Below are 2,314 nucleotides of genomic sequence, written 5' to 3'. Positions count from 1 at the left end.
GGCGTAGCCGACAGGTTTTGCCCAGCCTTCCGGCTGCAGAATCGTGTGCATTCAAAACCTCCCGGTATTCCAAAACCCAATTTTCAAAATCGAACGCTCGTCAATTTGCCGCCGTCAGGCCGCGCCCATCACTTGCCGCGCAATCACCACTTTCTGCACGTCGGAGGCACCCTCATAGATGCGCAGCGCGCGGATCTCGCGATACAGGCTTTCGACGATGTGGCCTTTGCGGACGCCGTCGCCGCCGTGCAGTTGCACGGCCTTGTCGATCACCTCTTGCGCCTTGTCGGTGGCAAACAGCTTGGCCATTGCGGCTTCGCGGGTGACGCGGGGCGCGCCCATGTCCTTGGTCCAGGCGGCACGGTAGACCAGCAGCGCCGCCGCATCGACATCGAGCGCCATGTCGGCGATGTGCCCCTGCACCATTTGCAATTCGGCCATCGGCGCGCCGAACAGTTTGCGCTCGGCCACGCGTTTGATGCTTTCATCCAGTGCGCGGCGGGCAAAGCCGAGTGCCGCCGCACCGACAGTCGAGCGGAACACGTCGAGCACCGACATGGCGATGCGGAAGCCGTCGCCGGGCTTGCCGATCAGTGCGGCGGCCGGCAGGCGGACCTGGTCGAAAGACAGCCGCGCCAGCGGATGCGGCGCGATAACTTCGAGCCGTTCGGCGATACCAAGGCCCTTCGCGTCGCCAGGCACGAGGAAGGCGGAAAGCCCCTTGGCGCCCGGCGCCTCGCCGGTGCGGGCAAAGACGATATAGAGATCGGCGATGCCGCCATTGGAAATCCAGGTTTTTTCACCGGACAGAATGTAGTCGTCGCCGTCGCGGGTCGCCGTCATCTCGGTGTTGGCGACGTCCGATCCCGAGCGCGGTTCCGACAGGGCGAAGGCTGATATCGCCTTGCCGGCGCGTGTCTTCGAAAGCCATTGCTGCTGCTCCGGCGTACCGAACAGGCTGAGCGCGCCGGTGCCGAGCCCTTGCATGGCGAAAGCGAAATCGGCCAACCCGTCATAGCGGGCAAGCGTCTCGCGCGTGATGCACAAAGTGCGGACGTCGAGGGGGCCCGGATTGTCGGTGTCGAGCGCCGTAGGCTTCAGCCAGCCGTCTTGGCCAAGCTTGGTCACCAGCTCGCGGCAGGCCGCGTCGACATCATGATGATCGACTGGGAGGTTGGTCGTGCACCATGCCTCGAGGTGCTCGGCTAGTTTGCGATGGCGGTCTTCGAAGAACGGCCAGGAGAGGAAGGAACGATCAGGCATTGGTGGCCCCGCTATTGAGGCCTTGCGCACTACGGCGCCCCCCTCCCGCCAACGTCTCCACGCAAAGCATCATCCTCAATCCCCCTCGAACACCGGCTTTTCCTTGGCCACGAACGCCTTGTAGGCGCGCTCGAAGTCGCGGGTCTGCATGCAGATCGCTTGCGCCTGCGCTTCCGCCTCGATCGCCTGGTCGAGACCCATCGACCATTCCTGGTTGAGCTGGGTCTTGGTGATGCCGTGCGCGAAGGTCGGGCCGGAGACGATGCGCGCCGCCATGTCGAGCGCGTCGGCCTCCAGCGATGCGGCATCGACCAGCCGGTTGTAGAAACCCCAGCGTTCGCCTTCATCAGCCGTCATGGTGCGGCCGGTGTAGAGCAGCTCGGCGGCGCGGCCCTGGCCGATGATGCGCGGCAGGATCGCGCAGGCGCCCATGTCGCAGCCGGCGAGGCCGACGCGGGTGAACAGGAACGCGGTCTTGGCTTCCGGCGTGGCGATGCGGATGTCGGAGCTCATCGCAATGATGGCGCCGGCGCCGACCGCGACGCCGTCGACCGCCGCAATGATCGGCTTGCCGCAATTCAGCATCGCCTTGACGAAATCGCCAGTCATGCGGGTGAAGGCCAGGAGCTCCTTCATGTCCATCTTGACCAGCGGGCCGATAATATCGTGGACATCGCCGCCGGAGCAGAAATTGCCGCCATTGGAAAGGAACACCACGGCGTCGACATCGTCGGCATAGACGAGGTCGCGGAACGTGTCGCGAAGCTCGGCATAGCTGTCGAAGGTCAGCGGGTTCTTGCGCTCCGGTCGGTCGAGCCGGACCTTGGCGATCCTGCCCCCGACCTCCCAGAGGAAATGCTTCGGCTTGCGCCCGGCCATTGCGGTCATTCGCGTCCCTCCCAGTTGCTGCGGAACGAGGTCAGCATGCCGGTCAGCCGGCGCGCGTCGTCCTCGCTGACCTTGCCCAGCAATTCGCCGATCCAGCCTTCATGCGCCGCGGCAATGGCGGCAAAGGCCTGCGTCCCTTCCTCGGTCAGCCGCACCATCGAGG

At 65.0% G+C, this 2,314-nt stretch carries 2 protein-coding genes; both read right to left on the bottom strand.

The features are described 5' to 3' along the window. Window positions 1-114: 114 nt before the first annotated feature. Window positions 115-1,263, bottom strand: a complete 1,149-nt coding sequence (locus EN925_RS32425; RefSeq protein WP_127369088.1) for an acyl-CoA dehydrogenase family protein — start codon at window positions 1,261-1,263, stop codon at window positions 115-117. Window positions 1,264-1,338: 75 nt separating this feature from the next. Continuing rightward, window positions 1,339-2,151, bottom strand: coding sequence for an enoyl-CoA hydratase family protein (locus EN925_RS32420; protein ID WP_127369087.1), 813 nt, complete (start codon window positions 2,149-2,151; stop codon window positions 1,339-1,341). Window positions 2,152-2,314 lie beyond the last annotated feature (163 nt).

The sequence above is a fragment of the Mesorhizobium sp. M7A.F.Ca.US.006.04.2.1 genome, from assembly GCF_004022915.1.
GTDB classification, from domain to species: Bacteria; Pseudomonadota; Alphaproteobacteria; order Rhizobiales; family Rhizobiaceae; genus Mesorhizobium; species Mesorhizobium ciceri.
The sequence above is the reverse complement of the archived record's forward strand: the minus strand, read 5'-3'. Positions and strand labels throughout refer to the sequence as shown.